Annotated in this window: 17 protein-coding genes; 3 read left to right on the forward strand and 14 right to left on the reverse strand. The window is 72.5% G+C overall.

What is annotated here, in order from left to right; all coding sequences use genetic code 11:
• Positions 1-21: 21 nt before the first annotated feature.
• The gene (locus tag PSQ21_RS13970; protein WP_274030830.1) at positions 22-2,550 is read right to left on the reverse strand and encodes an ATP-dependent Clp protease ATP-binding subunit; all 2,529 of its coding nucleotides are present in this window, start codon (positions 2,548-2,550) and stop codon (positions 22-24) included.
• A gap of 450 nt (positions 2,551-3,000) precedes the next feature.
• Between PSQ21_RS13970 and PSQ21_RS13975 the strand changes: the two genes are divergently transcribed.
• A complete protein-coding gene (locus PSQ21_RS13975; protein ID WP_274030831.1) occupies positions 3,001-3,603 on the forward strand; it encodes an SCO3374 family protein in 603 nt (200 codons plus the stop codon).
• Here the strand turns inward: PSQ21_RS13975 and PSQ21_RS13980 are convergent.
• The 10 genes from PSQ21_RS13980 to PSQ21_RS14025 form a co-directional block, all read right to left on the reverse strand.
• Positions 3,582-3,917 (reverse strand): histone-like nucleoid-structuring protein Lsr2, encoded by a 336-nt coding sequence (locus PSQ21_RS13980; RefSeq protein ID WP_097869371.1) that lies wholly within the window; start codon positions 3,915-3,917, stop codon positions 3,582-3,584. The two genes, PSQ21_RS13975 and PSQ21_RS13980, sit on opposite strands and share 22 nt — an antisense overlap.
• Before the next feature lie 143 nt (positions 3,918-4,060).
• Positions 4,061-4,630 carry an amino-acid N-acetyltransferase gene (locus PSQ21_RS13985; RefSeq protein ID WP_274030832.1) on the reverse strand — a complete coding sequence of 190 codons (570 nt, stop codon included), beginning with the start codon at positions 4,628-4,630 and terminating at the stop codon, positions 4,061-4,063.
• A gap of 9 nt (positions 4,631-4,639) precedes the next feature.
• Positions 4,640-5,059, reverse strand: a complete 420-nt coding sequence (locus tag PSQ21_RS13990) for a BlaI/MecI/CopY family transcriptional regulator (protein WP_397992094.1) — start codon at positions 5,057-5,059, stop codon at positions 4,640-4,642.
• 167 nt (positions 5,060-5,226) lie between these two features.
• Complete coding sequence (locus PSQ21_RS13995; protein ID WP_274030834.1) at positions 5,227-5,406, reverse strand: hypothetical protein; 180 nt, start codon at positions 5,404-5,406, stop codon at positions 5,227-5,229.
• Positions 5,407-5,491: 85 nt separating this feature from the next.
• Positions 5,492-6,079, reverse strand: a complete 588-nt coding sequence (locus tag PSQ21_RS14000) for a hypothetical protein (protein ID WP_274035762.1) — start codon at positions 6,077-6,079, stop codon at positions 5,492-5,494.
• A 160-nt stretch (positions 6,080-6,239) separates the two neighbouring features.
• The gene (locus tag PSQ21_RS14005; protein ID WP_047177260.1) at positions 6,240-7,037 is read right to left on the reverse strand and encodes a type III pantothenate kinase; all 798 of its coding nucleotides are present in this window, start codon (positions 7,035-7,037) and stop codon (positions 6,240-6,242) included.
• On the reverse strand, positions 7,037-8,098 hold the full coding sequence (nadC, locus tag PSQ21_RS14010; protein ID WP_274030835.1) for a carboxylating nicotinate-nucleotide diphosphorylase: 1,062 nt from the start codon (positions 8,096-8,098) through the stop codon (positions 7,037-7,039). The genes PSQ21_RS14005 and nadC overlap by 1 nt, the downstream gene beginning before the upstream one ends.
• A 134-nt stretch (positions 8,099-8,232) precedes the next feature.
• On the reverse strand, positions 8,233-9,927 hold the full coding sequence (locus PSQ21_RS14015) for an L-aspartate oxidase (protein ID WP_274030836.1): 1,695 nt from the start codon (positions 9,925-9,927) through the stop codon (positions 8,233-8,235).
• Positions 9,924-10,943, reverse strand: coding sequence for a pantoate--beta-alanine ligase (panC, locus tag PSQ21_RS14020; RefSeq protein ID WP_274030837.1), 1,020 nt, complete (start codon positions 10,941-10,943; stop codon positions 9,924-9,926). Before panC ends, PSQ21_RS14015 begins: the two co-directional genes overlap by 4 nt.
• Positions 10,940-11,890 carry a Rossmann-like and DUF2520 domain-containing protein gene (locus PSQ21_RS14025; RefSeq protein ID WP_274030838.1) on the reverse strand — a complete coding sequence of 317 codons (951 nt, stop codon included), beginning with the start codon at positions 11,888-11,890 and terminating at the stop codon, positions 10,940-10,942. The genes panC and PSQ21_RS14025 overlap by 4 nt, the downstream gene beginning before the upstream one ends.
• 190 nt (positions 11,891-12,080) lie before the next feature.
• Here PSQ21_RS14025 and PSQ21_RS14030 point away from each other — a divergent pair, with 190 nt between their 5' ends.
• On the forward strand, positions 12,081-13,235 hold the full coding sequence (locus tag PSQ21_RS14030) for a threonine aldolase family protein (RefSeq protein ID WP_274030839.1): 1,155 nt from the start codon (positions 12,081-12,083) through the stop codon (positions 13,233-13,235).
• A gap of 188 nt (positions 13,236-13,423) precedes the next feature.
• Here PSQ21_RS14030 and PSQ21_RS14035 read toward each other — a convergent pair whose 3' ends face one another.
• The gene (locus tag PSQ21_RS14035) at positions 13,424-13,684 is read right to left on the reverse strand and encodes a hypothetical protein (RefSeq protein WP_274030840.1); all 261 of its coding nucleotides are present in this window, start codon (positions 13,682-13,684) and stop codon (positions 13,424-13,426) included.
• A gap of 104 nt (positions 13,685-13,788) precedes the next feature.
• On the opposite strand from PSQ21_RS14035, the gene PSQ21_RS14040 reads away from it, so the two are divergent.
• Positions 13,789-14,901 carry a DUF5937 family protein gene (locus PSQ21_RS14040; protein WP_274035763.1) on the forward strand — a complete coding sequence of 371 codons (1,113 nt, stop codon included), beginning with the start codon at positions 13,789-13,791 and terminating at the stop codon, positions 14,899-14,901.
• 43 nt (positions 14,902-14,944) lie between these two features.
• Here the strand turns inward: PSQ21_RS14040 and PSQ21_RS14045 are convergent, their stop codons facing one another.
• Entirely contained in the window at positions 14,945-15,625 is a 681-nt protein-coding gene (locus PSQ21_RS14045; RefSeq protein WP_274030841.1) for a response regulator transcription factor, read from the reverse strand.
• 103 nt (positions 15,626-15,728) lie between these two features.
• Positions 15,729-16,931, reverse strand: coding sequence for a sensor histidine kinase (locus PSQ21_RS14050; RefSeq protein WP_274030842.1), 1,203 nt, complete (start codon positions 16,929-16,931; stop codon positions 15,729-15,731).
• Between the last annotated feature and the right edge of the window lie 56 nt (positions 16,932-16,987).

The raw sequence follows: 16,987 nt of genomic DNA on the forward strand, positions 1-16,987 counted from the left end.
GGCTCACGCCCTACACGCGCGTCACGCGTCCTTCGTGAGGTTCGGGCCGGCGCCGCCTGCCGCCTGCTCGATCGGCGGGACGTCGGGCAGAGCCGACTTCTCCTCGCCGCGGAAGGTGAACGTCTTGTCGTCACCCTCGCCCTCGGTGCCCACGACCACGATGTGACCGGGACGCAGCTCACCGAAGAGGATCTTCTCGGAGAGGACGTCCTCGATCTGCCGCTGGATCGTCCGGCGCAGCGGCCGGGCGCCCATCACGGGGTCGTAGCCCTTCTTCGCGAGCAGCGTCTTGGCCTCGCCGCTGAGCTCGATGCCCATGTCGCGGTCCCTGAGACGCTCGTCGACCTTGGCGAGCATGAGGTCGACGATCTGGATGATGTCTTCCTCGGTCAGCTGGTGGAAGACGACCGTGTCGTCGACACGGTTGAGGAATTCCGGCCGGAAGTGCTGCTTCAGCTCTTCGTTGACCTTGGTCTTCATCCGCTCGTAGTTCGTCTTGACGTCGCCCTGGGCGGCGAAGCCCAGGTTGAAGCCCTTCGAGATGTCCCGGGTCCCGAGGTTGGTCGTCATGATGATGACCGTGTTCTTGAAGTCCACGACCCGGCCCTGGGAGTCGGTCAGGCGACCGTCCTCCAGAATCTGGAGCAGGGAATTGAAGATATCGGGGTGGGCCTTCTCGACCTCGTCGAAGAGGACGACGGAGAACGGCTTGCGACGGACCTTCTCGGTGAGCTGGCCGCCCTCCTCGTAGCCCACGTAGCCGGGGGGCGAGCCGAAGAGACGCGAGACCGTGTGCTTCTCGCTGAACTCCGACATGTCGAGGGAGATCAGCGCGTCCTCGTCGCCGAAGAGGAATTCGGCGAGCGTCTTGGAGAGCTCGGTCTTACCGACACCGGACGGGCCGGCGAAGATGAACGAGCCACCGGGGCGCTTCGGGTCCTTCAGACCAGCTCGCGTACGGCGGATCGCCTGCGAAAGGGCCTTGATGGCGTCCTTCTGCCCGATGACGCGCTTGTGGAGCTCGTCCTCCATGCGCAGCAGACGGGAGGACTCCTCCTCCGTCAGCTTGAAGACCGGGATTCCGGTGGCCGTGGCCAGGACCTCGGCGATCAGCTCGCCGTCGACCTCGGCGACGACATCCATGTCGCCGGCCTTCCACTCCTTCTCCCGCTTGGCCTTCGCCGCCAGCAGCTGCTTCTCCTTGTCACGGAGGGAAGCCGCCTTCTCGAAGTCCTGGGAGTCGATGGCCGACTCCTTGTCGCGGCGGACGCCCGCGATCTTCTCGTCGAACTCGCGGAGGTCCGGCGGCGCGGTCATCCGGCGGATACGCATGCGCGATCCGGCCTCGTCGATCAGGTCGATCGCCTTGTCCGGCAGGAAGCGGTCCGAGATGTACCGGTCGGCCAGGGTCGCGGCCTGGACCAGCGCCTCGTCCGTGATGGAGACCCGGTGGTGGGCCTCGTAACGGTCGCGCAGGCCCTTGAGGATCTCGATGGTGTGCGGCAGCGACGGCTCCGCGACCTGGATGGGCTGGAAGCGGCGCTCGAGAGCGGCGTCCTTCTCCAGGTGCTTGCGGTACTCGTCGAGCGTGGTGGCGCCGATGGTCTGGAGCTCACCGCGCGCCAGCATGGGCTTCAGGATCGAAGCCGCGTCGATGGCGCCCTCCGCGGCACCCGCACCGACCAGCGTGTGGAGCTCGTCGATGAACAGGATGATGTCGCCGCGGGTGCGGATCTCCTTGAGGACCTTCTTCAGACGCTCCTCGAAGTCACCCCGGTACCGGGAGCCGGCGACCAGGGCGCCGAGGTCCAGGGTGTAGAGGTGCTTGTCCTTGAGGGTCTCGGGCACCTCGCCCTTGACGATCGCCTGGGCCAGGCCCTCGACGACCGCCGTCTTGCCGACGCCGGGCTCGCCGATGAGGACCGGGTTGTTCTTGGTCCGGCGGGACAGCACCTGCATGACCCGCTCGATCTCCTTCTCGCGCCCGATGACCGGGTCGAGCTTGGACTCACGAGCGGCCTGGGTGAGATTCCGGCCGAACTGGTCGAGCACCAGGGACGTGGAGGGGGTGCCCTCGGCGGGACCGCCTGCGGTGGCCGCCTCCTTGCCGCCCGAATACCCGGAAAGCAGCTGGATGACCTGCTGCCGGACCCGGTTCAGGTCGGCGCCCAGCTTCACGAGGACCTGGGCGGCGACGCCCTCGCCCTCGCGGATCAGGCCGAGCAGGATGTGCTCGGTGCCGATGTAGTTGTGGCCCAGCTGAAGAGCCTCGCGGAGCGACAGCTCCAGGACCTTCTTGGCTCGCGGCGTGAAGGGGATGTGCCCGGAAGGAGCCTGCTGCCCCTGCCCGATGATCTCCTCCACCTGCTGGCGGACCGCCTCGAGCGAAATCCCGAGGCTCTCCAGGGCCTTAGCGGCGACACCCTCACCCTCATGGATCAGGCCCAGGAGGATGTGCTCGGTGCCGATGTAGTTGTGGTTGAGCATCCGGGCTTCTTCCTGAGCCAGGACGACAACCCGCCGCGCGCGGTCGGTGAACCTCTCGAACATCGTTAATCGCTCCTCAGAGCGGTCGGTCAGTGAGGGGTCGGTCCCCTCCCAGTCCTTCCGCATGCTAGTCCCGCAGGACGGGACAGCTCATTCCAACTGCCGACATCCGTCCGGATCACCCCGCGCCGGGCGGGGTTTCTTACTGCCGAACAGCTGACAACTGCTCCAACCCGATGGTGCGAGACGATGTTCCCGCAGGCCAGGCAGATACCCCTGTCGCCAGTACGCCGATGGCGAACGTGAGACGCCTCGGCGAGCGTGTCGCCCCTTCCCACTAGGAAAGTCTTACCCGCAATCACTGACAGTCCATGCGGCGCGCCCCGGTTCCCTCCGCTACGGGCGAACATCCTTGCGCCGCTGAACGCTCTCGCGCGCCCTCCCCGCAAGGACGGAACGTGATCGCTTCCGGACCCTGCGTAACTCCGGCGGTGGTTCGGCGGTTCATCGGGCATGACCCCCACCGTCCCTCAGCCCCGATCGTCACCCGATGCCGCCCCGGGTTCCGCCGATGCCGCACTCGCCCGGCGGTACGCGAGGGAGCTGGGCTGGACCACCGCGGGACGGACTCCGCTGCGACTGCTCACCGGGGCGCTCTTCGACGTTCTGGAGCTGCCCGCCGAGGCCGGTCACGCCGTCCTGCGGCGCGGTGTGCGCACCGGTCCCGTGCTGCTGTCGGGTACGCGGATGGGGCTGCTGGTCGCCGCGGGCGGCGCCGATGAGCTGCCGGGGCTGCTCGACTGGCTGGAGTGGGGCCCGGTCGCGCTGGACCTGACCGCCGTGGGCGCGGGGGGCCATGTCACGGCCCCGCCTCTCCCGGGCGCCCCGGGGGACTCGCCGGGGGCCGCTGTGTGGCTGCGGCCCCCAGAGCCGAGGCGTGTGCCCGGGCCGGGGCTGCCGGCCCTCGCGGGCTTCGGGAGCAGCGGTGGGGATGCCCCCGATCTCGTACGCCTGGTGGACGCCGCGGCCACCGAATGCCATCGGGTCCGGTTGTCACGCGCCCGTTCCGGGGCGCCGGCAAGGGGTGGAGCGGATCAGCCGTTGGCCTTCTCGTAAGCCTCGCGGATCTCGGCGGGAACGCGGCCGCGGTCATTCACGTTGTGGCCGTTCTCCCGCGCCCACCGGCGGATTTCCGCGGTGTCCTTGTTACCGCCGGTCACGGCGCGGCCCTTGCCACGGCCCGTGGCGGCACGGCCACCGGTGCGACGTCCGCCCTTGGTGTAGGGCTCGAGAAGGCCGCGAAGCTTGTCCGCGTTGGCCGTGGTGAGGTCGATCTCGTACGTCTTGCCGTCAAGAGCGAACGTGACGGTCTCATCGGCCTCGACGCCGTCGAGGTCATCGACAAGAAGGACCTGAACCTTCTGTGCCACGGGATTTCCTTTCATCGAAAATGGAGTACGCGGAAAGGAAACCGCTTTTCCCTCGAAAACACAAACCCTCTGGAGAGGTTCAGCGGCCCGAGAAGCCGGGAAACGTGCGCGATTCGGACATAGGGTTGCAGGTCCTTCTGCAGTCACAGGTGCAGAAGCATCCGGCTGTTGCCCAAGGTGTTCGGCTTCACTCGTTCGAGACCGAGGAACTCCGCGACGCCCTCGTCGTAGGAACGCAGCAGCTCACTGTAGACATCGGTGTCGACGGGCGTCTCTCCGATCTCGACGAAGCCGTGCTTCGCGAAGAAGTCCACTTCGAAGGTGAGACAGAAAACCCTGCGGACACCGAGCCATCGCGCGGTCCGCAAGAGCTTGTCCAGTACGTGATGCCCGACCCCCGCGCCCTTGAGGCGGGGATCGACCGCCAGGGTCCGCACTTCCGCCAGGTCTTCCCACATGACATGAAGTGCGCCGCAGCCGATGACCGTCGCGTCCTCGTCGCGTTCCGCGACCCAGAACTCCTGGATGTCCTCGTAAAGGGTGACGGTCGCTTTGTCGAGCAGGATGCCCCCGGACACGTACCCGTCGAGGAGTCGTCGCACGGCGGCGACATCACTCGTCCTGGCCCGCCGGACGGTGATGGCGGGCTTATTTACCGACGGGTCGGTATGGAGTTCGGTATCCGGATCGCTTTGCGGCTGCTCTGGGGACATGCCCCGACGCTATCGCCCGCTCTCCGGCGTCGCGCCATCGGCCGGGGGGTCATCTCCGGCGGCGTCGGCGGTCGGTTCCGCGGGGCCGCCGGAGGTTTCGGCGAGGTTGGGGGAAACCATGCGAACAGCGTCCTGCAGCGCTTCGCGCTGTTCGGCGGACATCATGCCGAAGAACGCGACAAGCGCGGCGGCGGGGTTGTCACTGCGTGACCAGGCTTCGTTCATCAGTGCGGCCGAGTAGGCGGCCCTGGTGGAGACGGCCGTATATCGATAGGCCCGGCCGTCGACTTCCCTGCGCACCCAGCCCTTCTGATGGAGATTGTCCATAACCGTCATCACGGTCGTGTAGGCGATGGACCGTTCCTGCTGAAGGTCCTCAAGGACTTCCCGCACCGTGACCGGTCGGTTCCATTGCCAGACGCGTGTCATCACGGCGTCTTCGAGGTCTCCCAATTGGCGGGGCACGGGATCACTTTAGTGCCAGATGTCCCTGATGTTCTGGTATCTACACAGCAAAAGAGCGCACGGCTCTGATGAGTCGTGCGCTCCGGGGGCGCGCTGCGGGGAGACGCGGGGCGGGCGGACCGCTGCCGCGATCAGACATTCTCCGGATGAGCGGTCTGCTTCACGGATTCCGCGCGGGCGAGCGCCGCGTCCACCGCGCCGTCCTCCTTGGTCTTGTTCGGACCGCCCTGGCTCTTGACGATGATCACGATCAGGGCGATGAAGAAGACGGCCATCACCACGGGGGGCACGAGCGCGGATACGTAGTCCATGCCGTCCAGAGTAACGAGCCCGGGACGGCCCGACGCGGCGACCTCCCGGTGGAAGGCCGCCGCGTCGGGCCGGCGCTGTCGGGGGTCAGCCGGCCGCCCGCTCCTCGGACGGGGACGGTGGCGCGGGCCTGCGACGCGGCGGGAAGACCTCGGAGGGTTTGGGCATCGGGCGGTCGCCGGGCTGCCGCGGGCGGTCCGGGACGGCCGGCCCCCCGGGCCGGTCCGGTTCCCGGCCGGCGGCACGGCCACCGGGCAGGGCGAGCAGCCGGCTGCGGGGCCCGGGAGCCGTGAGCCCGGCGGAGCGGCCGGCGAGCCGGGCCCGTACGGAGCGCTCGGCGAGCGTCTGGCAGCGCTCCAGCAGGGCCGCCGCGAGCCGCCCTCCGCGCAGGGCGCGCAGGGCGGCCAGATCGTCCGGGCGGGGGTCGTATCCGGCCGCCAGGGCGTCCTGGAGCAGCTCCAGGTAGCCGGTGGCGGAGCCGGGGAGGGCGTTGCGGTAGCGGGCGAGGTCGGCGAGGAGGAACGCTCGCAGCCGACCCGCCTCGCCGGCCGCCTCGTCCACGGAGCCGGCGAGCCGCAGGCAGTCCTGGACGTCCTCGTCGGACAGGGGCATGGGGTGGAGGGCGATGGCGAGGGCACGTCGGAGCACCCGCAGCTCGTCCGCGCTGAACGCCATGCCGCCTCGTGAACCGTAGGGCGTGGGCATAACGCGACAATACGTGCTAAAGGGACAAAATCCTCTTAACTGGTCGTCGGTGGCGCGGCGTAGCCCGACGGTGTCCCCGGCCCCCGCCCCGGCCGTCGCCGCAGGTGCCGCCGGTTCCGGGAGACGCCCGCTACGACCGGGAGGCGTTCCGCTCGTACACCAGGCGCAGCCCGATGAGCGTCAGCCACGGCTCGTGCTCGTCGATGGCCGAGGACTCCCCCAACACCATCGGAGCAAGGCCGCCCGTCGCGATGACGGTGACGTCGTCCGGGTCGGCGGCCAGCTCCTTCTTCATCCGGGCCACCACCCCGTCGACCTGGCCCGCGAAGCCGTAGACGATGCCGGACTGCATGGCCTCCACGGTGTTCTTGCCGATCACGCTGCGCGGCCGGGCCAGCTCGATCTTGCGGAGCTGGGCGCCCTTGACGCCGAGGGCCTCGACGGAGATCTCGATGCCGGGGGCGATCACCCCGCCCGCGTACTCGCCGCGCGGGGAGACCGCGTCGAAGGTGGTGGCGGTGCCGAAGTCGACGACGATCGCCGGGCCCCCGTACAGCTCGACGGCGGCGACCGCGTTGATGATGCGGTCCGCGCCGACCTCCTTGGGGTTGTCCATCAGGATCGGCACGCCCGTCTTGACGCCGGGCTCGACCAGGACGGCGGGGACGTCGCCGTAGTACCGGCGGGTGACCTCGCGCAGCTCGTGCAGGACCGAGGGGACGGTGGCGCAGATCGCGATGCCCTCGATGCCGTCGCCCAGCTCCATGCCGAGCAGCGGGTGCATGCCCATCAGGCCCTGGAGCAGGACGGCCAGCTCGTCGGCGGTGCGGCGGGCGTCCGTGGAGATCCGCCAGTGCTCGACGATCTCCTCGCCGTCGAAGAGGCCGAGGACCGTGTGCGTGTTGCCGACGTCGATGGTGAGCAGCATCAGGCGTCGGCCCCGTCGGTGGCGTCGGCGTCGCGGAAGTCCAGGCCGATGTCGAGGATCGGCGAGGAGTGGGTGAGCGCCCCGACCGCGAGGTAGTCGACGCCCGCGTCCGCGTAGGCGCGGGCCGAGTCGAGGGTGAGGCGGCCGGAGGACTCCAGGACCGCCCGGCCGTCGACCAGGGCGACGGCCTCGGCGGTCTCGGCCGGGGTGAAGTTGTCCAGCAGGATCAGGTCGACGCCCGCGTCCAGCACCTCGCGGACCTGGTCCATCGTGTCCACCTCGACCTCGATGGGCAGCTCGGGGAACGCGGCGCGGACCCGCTTGAAGGCCTCGGCGACGCCGCCCGCGGCGATCACGTGGTTGTCCTTGACCAGGGCCGCGTCGGAGAGCGACATCCGGTGGTTGACGCCGCCGCCGCAGCGCACCGCGTACTTCTCCAGGGCGCGCAGGCCCGCCGTCGTCTTGCGGGTGTCGCGGACCCTGGCCCTGCTGCCCTCCAGCACGTCCGCCCAGGCGCGGGTGGCGGTCGCGATGCCCGAGAGGCGGCAGAGCAGGTTCAGCGCGCTGCGCTCGCCGGTCAGCAGGTCGCGGGTGCGGGTGGTGACGGTCAGCAGCTTCTGGCCGGGGGCGACCCGGTCGCCGTCCTCGACGTGCCGCTCGACCTCGAACGCCTCGGAGCAGACGATCGACAGGACCGCCTCGGCGACCCGGAGCCCGGCGACCACGCCCGCCTCGCGGGCGGTGAAGTCACCGGTGACCACGGCGTCCTCGGGGACGGTCGCCACGGTCGTGACGTCCACCCCGCCGTCGAGGTCCTCCTCGATCGCCACATGGGCGACGTCCTCGACCTGGACGGGGTCGAGCCCCGCCCGGGCCAGCAGCAGGGCGAGCGCGGGATCCAGGCCGCACTCCAGGGCTTCGGGGTCGATCCCGTCGTCACCGCCGCAGCCGCAGGCGTCGCCGCAGCCGCCTTCCGCCGGTGCGGACGATGCGGGCGCGCCGACGCTGATCAGCGGTACGTCCACGGGTGTGGGGCGCGGATTCTCTTCGGGCGTGCTCACGGTGACGGCTCCTCGGGGGCGTGGCGGGTGGTGCGGGGCGGGCGGGTGCTTCTGCTGCTGCCGGTGCCGGTGCCGCCCTGTGGTGTCCGGTGGTCCTGTGGTGTCCGGCGGCGCGGCTGCTCCCAGCAGTCTGCTCAATCCGACGGGCGTACGGGCGGGAATGCGGCGGTCTCCGTGCGGTGGACGACCGGGGTGCGGTCCGGCGCGATACGGACGACCAGGTGGCGGCGGCCGTGGGCGTCGTCGCGGTCGGGCCGGTCCTCGCGCCAGTGGCAGCCGCGGGTCTCCTCGCGTTCCCGCGCGGCGGCGACCAGGACCCGGGAGACCAGGAGCAGGTTGGTGGCCTCCCAGGCGTCGACCCCGGGGACGACCGCCTTGGGGCCGGCGGGCCCGTCGGCGGCGGCGTCGCGGTGCAGGGCCTCCAGCTCCTCGGCGGCGGCGGCCAGGCTGTCGGCGGAACGCAGGACTCCGGCGCCCCGGGTCATGGTGCGCTGGATCGCCGTACGGGCCTCGGGGGCCAGGAGCGGGTCGGTCGCGGTGTCGCCCGCGGCCCCGGGAGCGTCCGCCGGTTCGTTGCGGGGCGGGCGGGCCTCGGCGATGTCGGCGGCGATGCGCTCGGCGAAGACCAGGCCCTCCAGGAGGGAGTTGGACGCGAGGCGGTTGGCCCCGTGCACCCCGGTGCAGGCGACCTCGCCGCAGGCGTACAGGCCGGGGACGGTGGTGCGGCCGCGCAGGTCGGTGCGGACGCCGCCGGAGGCGTAGTGCGCGGCCGGGGCGACCGGGACCGGCTCGGTCACCGGGTCGATGCCGTGGGACCGGCAGGCGGCCAGGATGGTGGGGAAGCGCTGCTCCCACATGGCCGCCCCGAAGTGCCGGGCGTCCAGATACATGTGCTCGGCGCCGTGTTCGTGCATCCGGCGGGTGATGGCCTTGGCGACGATGTCGCGGGGGGCCAGCTCGGCCAGCTCGTGCCGGCCGAGCATGAAGCGGACGCCGTCGCCGTCGACGAGATGCGCCCCCTCGCCCCGTACGGCCTCGGAGACCAGCGGCTGCTGGCCCTCGGAGTCCGCGCCGAGGAACAGGACGGTCGGGTGGAACTGGACGAACTCCAGGTCGGAGACCTCCGCCCCGGCGCGCAGCGCGAGCGCCACCCCGTCGCCGGTGGAGACGGGGGGATTGGTGGTGGCGGAGAAGACCTGGCCCATGCCGCCGGTGGCCAGGACGACCGAGGGGGCCCGGACCGCGCCGACGCCGTCGTGCTGGCCCTCGCCCATGACGTGCAGCGAGACGCCCGCCGTACGGCCTTCGGCGTCCGTGAGCAGGTCCAGGACCAGGGCGTTCTCGATGGTGTGCAGGGCGGCCTCGCGGACCGCCCCGACCAGGGCGCGGGAGATCTCCGCGCCGGTCGCGTCGCCGCCCGCGTGCGCGATGCGGCGGCGGTGGTGGCCGCCCTCGCGGGTCAGCGCGATGTCGCCGCTGTCGGTGGTGTCGAAGTGCGCGCCGGTGTCGATCAGCCGGCGTACGGCGTCGGGGCCCTCGGTGACCAGGGTCCGCACGGCCTCCTCGTCGCAGAGGCCCGCGCCCGCGACGAGGGTGTCGTCGAGGTGCTGCTCGGGGGTGTCGCCCTCGCCGAGTGCGGCGGCGATGCCGCCCTGGGCCCAGCGGGTCGATCCGTCGTCGAGGCGGGCCTTGGTGACGACGACGGTGTCCAGGCCGGCGGCGGCGCAGCGCAGCGCCGTGGTGAGCCCGGCGACGCCGGAGCCGACCACCACGACGTCCGCGTCGATGGCCCAGCCGGGGGCGGGGGCGGTCAGCCGTATTCCGGTCACGTCAGGGCTCCGAAGGTGAGGGGGATGTTGTCGATGAGGCGGGTGTCCCCGACCCGGGCCGCGACGGCGAGGATCGCCTCCCCGTTCTCGCGGTCGTCCGGGATCTCGGTGAAGTCCGCCGGGTCCACCAGAGCCAGGTAGTCGATGTCGAGCGGCAGCCGGCCCCGGGCGGCGGCCTCGTCCAGCACGGTCCACGCGGCGGCCCGGACGGCGGCGGGCGCCCCGCCCGGCCGGACCAGGGCCACGGCCTGGGCGTCGGCGGCGGCCCGGGCCTCGCCGAGCCTGTTGAGCCCGGTGGCCCGGTCGCCGCCGGGTGCGGTGGCCCGGGCCCGCTCGTGCAGGGCCTGCTGGGCGGCGAGCCGGTCGCGGGCCGCGAACAGGGCGCGGGGCAGGGCGAGCGCGGTCCGCCGCTCCTCGGCGGTCAGGAAGCGGTTGCGGCTGGAGAGCGCGAGGCCGTCCGCGTCCCGGACGGTGGGGACACCGGTGACGCGGACGCCGAAGTTCAGGTCGCGGACCATGCGGCGGATCAGGGCGAGCTGCTGGGCGTCCTTCTGCCCGTAGAACGCCTCGTCGGGGCGGGTGAGGTGGAGGAGCTTGGCGACGACGGTGAGCATCCCGTCGAAGTGCCCGGGGCGGGCCGCGCCTTCGAGCCGCTCGCCCATGGGTCCCGCGGTGATCCGGACCTGGGGTTCGCCGCCGGGGTAGACCTCGTCCACACCGGGGGCGAAGACCGCGTCGGCCCCCGCCGCCGCGGCGATCTCCAGGTCGGCGTCCAGGGTGCGCGGATAGCGGTCCAGGTCGGCGGCCTCGCCGAACTGCAGCGGGTTCACGAAGACGGTGACCACGACCTGGCCGTCCGCACCCGCGGCTTCGCGTGCGGCGCGGACCAGGGCGGCGTGGCCCTCGTGGAGAGCGCCCATCGTCATGACGACGGCCCGCTCGGCCCCGGCGGGGCGGGGCAGCGCGTCGAGCTCGGCGGCGGTGCGCAGGAGGGCGGGCCGGTCCGTGCGCGTCATCGGGTCTCCCCCGGTCCGGGGGAGCCGGGGCGGCGCTCCTGGTCGGCCAGGACGACGAGGAGGTCCTCGGCCAGCTCGGCCTTGAGCAGGCCGTGGGCGAGGGCCCGGTCGGCCGTGGCACGGGCCATCGCGATGTATCCGGCCACCGTCTGCGGGGCGTGCTCGCGCAGTTCGCCGATGTGGGCGGCGACCGTGTTCGCGTCCCCCCGGGCGACCGGGCCGGTCAGCGCGGCGTCGCCGGAGCGCAGGGCGTTGTCCAGGGCCGCGCCGAGCAGCGGGCCGAGCATCCGGTCCGGGGCGGTGACTCCGGCCTTGGCCAGCAGCTCCGTCGACTGGGCGACCAGGGTGACCAGGTGGTTCGCGCCGAGCGCGAGGGCCGCGTGGTAGAGCGGGCGGGACTCCTCGGCGATCCACTCGGGCTCGCCGCCCATCTCGATGACCAGGGCCTCGGCGGCGAGCCGCAGCTCCTCGGGGGCGGTGACGCCGAAGGAGCAGCCCGCGAGCCTCTGGACGTCGACGGCGGTGCCGGTGAACGTCATCGCGGGGTGCAGCGCGAGCGGCAGGGCCCCGGCCCGCAGCGCGGGATCCAGCACCCGCGCCCCGTACCGCCCGGAGGTGTGGACGAGCAGCTGACCGGGGCGTACGGCACCGGTCTCGGCGAGGCCCTCGACCAGCGTGGGCAGCACGTCGTCGGGGACCGTCAGCAGCACCAGCTCCGCGCGGGCCAGCACCTCGGCGGGCTCCACCAGGGGCACGCCGGGGAGCAGCTCGGCGGCGCGGCGCCGGGAGGCGTCGGAGACGCCCGACACGGCGACCGGGCGGTGCCCGGCGAGCTGGAGGGCGGCGGCGAGGGCGGGCCCGACCCGGCCCGCGCCGACGACGCCGACCGTGAGCCGGGCGGGGCGGTCCCTCGCGTCGAGGGGGTCCTTCGAAACTGATGCGTTCACGGGGCGATGGCCTTCCGTTCCAGTCCGCGGGGGGTACCGGACGATTTCTCTGCATGCTACGCCAGCGTTTCGGCGAAGCCCTCCGGCCGCCCACAGCCTGTGGATAACTTTCCGGGCGGAAGTCGGCCCTGACTCCGGGAGGGCGGAGATCGGCGGGCGCGCGGTCGGCGGCCCGGGTGATGATCGTCCCATGGTGACCATGGATGAGCAGGAGCGGCGGCGGCGCAGGCTGAGCGCGTGGCGGGCGTCGCGGCGGACGCTGGCCCGGGTGGGCGCGGACGGCACGCTGGGCGAGCGGCTGGCGGTGCTGGCCGCCGGCGCCGCCTCCGTACACGATCCGCAGGACTGGACCGATGTGTACGGGGGCGGGGTCGTCGCCGAGCTGGAGCGGCGGGTGGCCGGGCTGCTGGGCATGGAGGCGGCGGCGTTCTTCCCGACCGGGACGATGGCCCAGCAGATCGCGCTGCGCTGCTGGGCGGGGCGTACCGGCGACGCGACGGTGGCGCTGCACCCCCTGTCCCACCCGGAGCTGCACGAGGGCGGGGCGCTGGGCGCGGTGAGCGGGCTGCGCACGGTGCATCCGACGTCGGAGCCGAGGCTGCCGGACGCCGAGGAGGTCCGGGGGTTCCCCGAGCCGTTCGGGACGCTGATGCTGGAGCTGCCGTTGCGGGACGCCGGGTTCGTGCTGCCGTCCTGGGAGGAGCTGACGGCGGTGGTGGAGGCGGCCCGGGAGCGGGACGCCGTGGTCCACTTCGACGGGGCGCGGCTGTGGGAGTGCGGCCCGCACTTCGGGCGCGGGCTGTCGGAGATCGCCGCCCTCGCCGACAGCGTGTACGTGTCGTTCTACAAGTCCCTGGACGGGCTGTCGGGCGCGGTGCTGGCGGGCCCGGAGACCCTGGTGGAGGAGGCGCGCGTGTGGCGCCACCGGTACGGGGGCCAGCTCTTCCAGCAGTATCCGGCGGCGCTGTCCGCGCTGCTGGGCCTGGAGCGGGAGCTGCCGCGCCTGCCGTCGTACGTCGCCCACGCGAAGGTGGTGGCCGGGGCGCTGGCGGAGGGGTTCGCGGCGTCGGGGGTGCCGTGGTTCCGGGTGCGTCCGGAGCCGCCGCACACGCATCAGTTCCAGGTCTGGCTGCCGTACGGGGCCGAGGTGCTGGACGAGGCGTCGGTGCGGCAGGCCGAGGAGACGGGCGTGACGCTGTTCCGGCGCTGGTTCGCGGGGGCGGGCGGGGCGGGGCTGCCGCCCGGGGTCTCGTGCACCGAGGTGACGGTGGCGGGGGCGGGTCTTGAGTGGTCGGCCGAGGACGTGCGCGACGCGGTGGCGGGGTTCGTGGGGTACCTGGAGTAGGGCCCGGGGGGGCTGGGTGGCCTCATGGCCTTGCCCGTGGCCGGGCCCGCCTCGGGGTCAGGCCTTACGGCTTTGCCCCGTGTGCCGGACCCGCCTCGGGGTCAGGCCTTACGGCTTTGCCCCGTGTGCCGGGCCCGCCCCGGGGTCAGGCCTTACGGCTTTGCCCCGTGGCCGGGCCCGCCTCGGGGTCAGGTCTTACGGCTTTGCCCCGTGGCCGGGCCCGCCTCGGGGCTCCGCCCTCGGACGCCGGACGGGCTGGGCGTGCCGGGCCCGCCGGCTGTGCCGGGCCCTCCCGGATCGCCGGACCGGCGCGTCGGCGGGCGGGACGGCCGGTGCCGGTACAGGTCGCGCAGGACCGAGCGGTCGTGGCGGCCCGGGGCCGGGGGCGCGGGGCGCGACAGGCGGGCCGCGCGGTGGAGGTCGAACAGGTACTGCTGGGTGACGTTCATACGGCCCAGCCTGCGCAGGTCACAGCGGCGCCGCGCGTTGATTGACGGCCCCCGTCAAATGGCACGACGGCCCGTCCGCGTACCCCCACTATGGAGGGGTGAGCGTGCACATAGACATCGCGGGCCTGCCCGCCGACCGCGTGGTTTTCGCGACCTCTCCCCTGGCCGAGCTGGGCCTCGCCCTGCACGCGCTCTCCGAGCCCGGACACCATCCGGGGCTGCACGGCTGGGCCACCGCGACCGCGACGGCCCTGGAGCCCGACCTCGCGGACCGGCTGCTGGAGGCGGAGTTCCTCTGGCGGAACACCTTCTCCGATGTGTTCATGCCGTTCTCCGGGATCCGGGGCGGCGACGGCAGGACCGGGGCGACGCTCGCCGAGGACCTGGACCTGCTGGACAAGCTGGACGACGAGCGGTTCGTCGCCGCCGCCCTGGAGTTCACCTGCGCCAGCCACTACGGGGCCGGGGCGCCGTCCCCGCTGAGCGACGCGGGGATGCGGGGCCGCGCCCTGGACCTGGCGGCGGCGCGCGGCCCGCAGCAGATGGACTTCACCCGGCGGCTGCTCGCCGACCCCGCCTCCGTACGCGGCTGGGTCCGGCGGCTCTTCGAGGACTGCGACCAGGCGTTCTTCGCCGACACCTGGCGCCGGGTCTCCGTCCAGCTGGTCGCCGACGCCCGGCACAAGACGGAGCTGCTGCGGCGCAAGGGGCTGGCCGACGCGGTCGGGGCGGTGTCGTCCGCCGTGACGCTGGACGAGGACGCGGGCCGGATCAACGTCGACAAACTGTCCGAGGGCCGGACCACCGCCCTCGACCCGGGCGTCGGCCGGGGCCTGACGCTCATCCCGACGAGCTTCGGCTGGCCGCATCTGATGGTGCTGCACGCCCCGGGCTGGCGGCCGGTGATCCACTACCCGGTCCACCTGCCCGACCTGCCGGCGCCCGCCTCGGTGGAGCTGCTCCAGCTGCGCCTGGAGGCGCTGGCCCACCCGATGCGGATGCGGCTCTGCCGCAACCTGGCCCGCTCCCCGTACACCACCGGCGAGCTGGCCGACTCCAACGGCATCACCTCCCCCGAGGTCTCCCGCCACCTCTCCGTGCTCAAGAAGGCCGGGCTGGTCACGACGCGCCGCCGCGGCCGCTACGTCCTGCACCAGCTGGACCTGACGGTCGTCGCCCGGCTCGGCAGCGACTTCCTGGAGGGCGTCCTGCGCTGAGCGGGCCCCGGAGCCTGTGGATGGCCTCCGGCCGCCGAGCCCCTCAGCCCGCGCCGCCGCCGGCCCGGACCAGACCGGTCTCGTAGGCGAGGACGACGACCTGGACCCGGTCGCGGAGGCTCAGCTTGGTGAGGATGCGGCCGACGTGCGTCTTGACCGTGGCCTCGGAGAGCACGAGCCGGGCCGCGATCTCCCCGTTCGACAGGCCCTGGGCGACCAGGAGCATGACTTCCCTTTCGCGCTCGGTGAGCCTGCTGATGTGCTTGTTCTTCGGCTCCTTCTCGCCGCTGGGCAGCATCGGCGAGAAGCGGTCGAGCAGCCGGCGGGTGGTGGACGGGGCGACGACCGCGTCGCCGCTGTGCACCGAACGGATCGCGGCGAGCAGCTCGGCGGGCGGCACGTCCTTGAGCATGAAGCCGCTGGCCCCCGCCTTCAGGCCGGAGAAGGCGTACTCGTCGAGGTCGAAGGTGGTCAGGATGAGCACCTTCGGCGGGTCCTGCCGCGCGCAGATGCGGCGGGTCGCCTCGACGCCGTCCAGCCGGGGCATGCGGACGTCCATCAGCACCACGTCGACGGCGGTGGACCGCAGGATCTCGATCGCCTCCGCCCCGTCCCCGGCCTCGGCCACGACCTCCATGTCGGGCTGGGCCGCGAGCACCATCCGGAAGCCGGTCCGCAGCAGCACCTGGTCGTCGACGAGCATCACGCGGATGGCCGTGGTCATGGGGATCGTGTCCTGTCCTGGGGTCGGTCGTGTCCTGGGGTCGGTCATGGTGGCCGTAGCGGTCGCCGTGGTCGTGAGGGCGGGTCGACGACCGGGCGCCGGGTCAGCCCGGGGGCTTGAGCGGCAGCAGGGCGCTGATCCGGAATCCGCCGCCGGGCCGGGGCCCCGCGTCCAGGGTGCCGCCGACCATGCCGATCCGCTCCCGCATCCCGATCATCCCGTGCCCGGCGCCGTCCGCGCCGCCGTCCTCGTACAGCTCGTGCGCCGCGCCCCGGCCGTCGTCCTCGATCAGCAGCCCGAGCCCGTCGTCGAAGTAGACCAGCCGGACACTGGCCCCGGCGTCGGGCCCGCCGTGCTTGCGGGTGTTCGTCAGGGCCTCCTGCACGACGCGGTACGCGGTCAGCTCCACGCCGCTGGGCAGCGGGCGGGGCGTGCCCTCGACCTTGAAGTCGACCACCAGGCCGGTCTGCCGCACCTGCGCGACCAGGTCCTCGATCTGTTCCACGTCGGGCTGGGGGACGTACTCCCCGCTCTCCGGGGCGTCACCGGTCCGCAGCACCCCGAGCAGCCGCCGCATCTCCGCCAGTGCCTGGCGGCCGGTGCTGGAGATGGTCTCCAGGGCCTGCTTGGCCTGGTCGGGGGCGGCGTCCATGACATAGGCGGCGCCGTCGGCCTGGACGACCATCACGGACACGTTGTGGGCGACGACGTCGTGCAGCTCGCGGGCGATCCGGGCCCGCTCGGCGGCGACCGCGACCTTGGACTGCGCCTCCCGTTCCCGCTCCAGGCGGGCGGCACGCTCCTCCAGCTGGTCGAAGTAGGCGCGCCGGGTCCGCAGCGAGTCCCCGAGCACCCAGGCCAGCACGAACGGCACGGTCATGATGATCGTCACGAAGACCACCTGCGCCCAGGATCCGCCCGGCTCGGCCTCCCACCGCAGCTGGGACAGGGCCGCCGCGCCCAGGCTGCAGACCAGGGCGAGCCGGGACGCCCAGCGCTCCCCGACCGTCGCCACGGTGTACGTGATCACCAGCATCGCGAAGTTCCCGATGCCGGGCCGGACGTCGAACACCAGCTGCGCGACGCCCACCAGGACGGCGAGCAGCAGCATCTTCTCCGGGGCCCTGCGGCGCAGCGCCACCACCGTGGAGAAACCCAGCGCCACCGGTACGGCGACGATCTCCTCGCGCCCCTCGTCGTACATGCCCGACGCCATCGACATGCCGGAGAGCCCGAGGAGGAAGACGGCCCAGAAGACGTCGACGCCCGTCGGGTGTCTGCGGATGAAATCGTAGAGGCGCTGCACGTAACCCAGCGTAGGGACAGGGGATCGGTGCCCGGGTCAGCCGAAGGGCCGATCCG

It is taken from the genome of Streptomyces sp. MMBL 11-1 (assembly GCF_028622875.1).
Classification (GTDB): Bacteria; Actinomycetota; Actinomycetes; order Streptomycetales; family Streptomycetaceae; genus Streptomyces.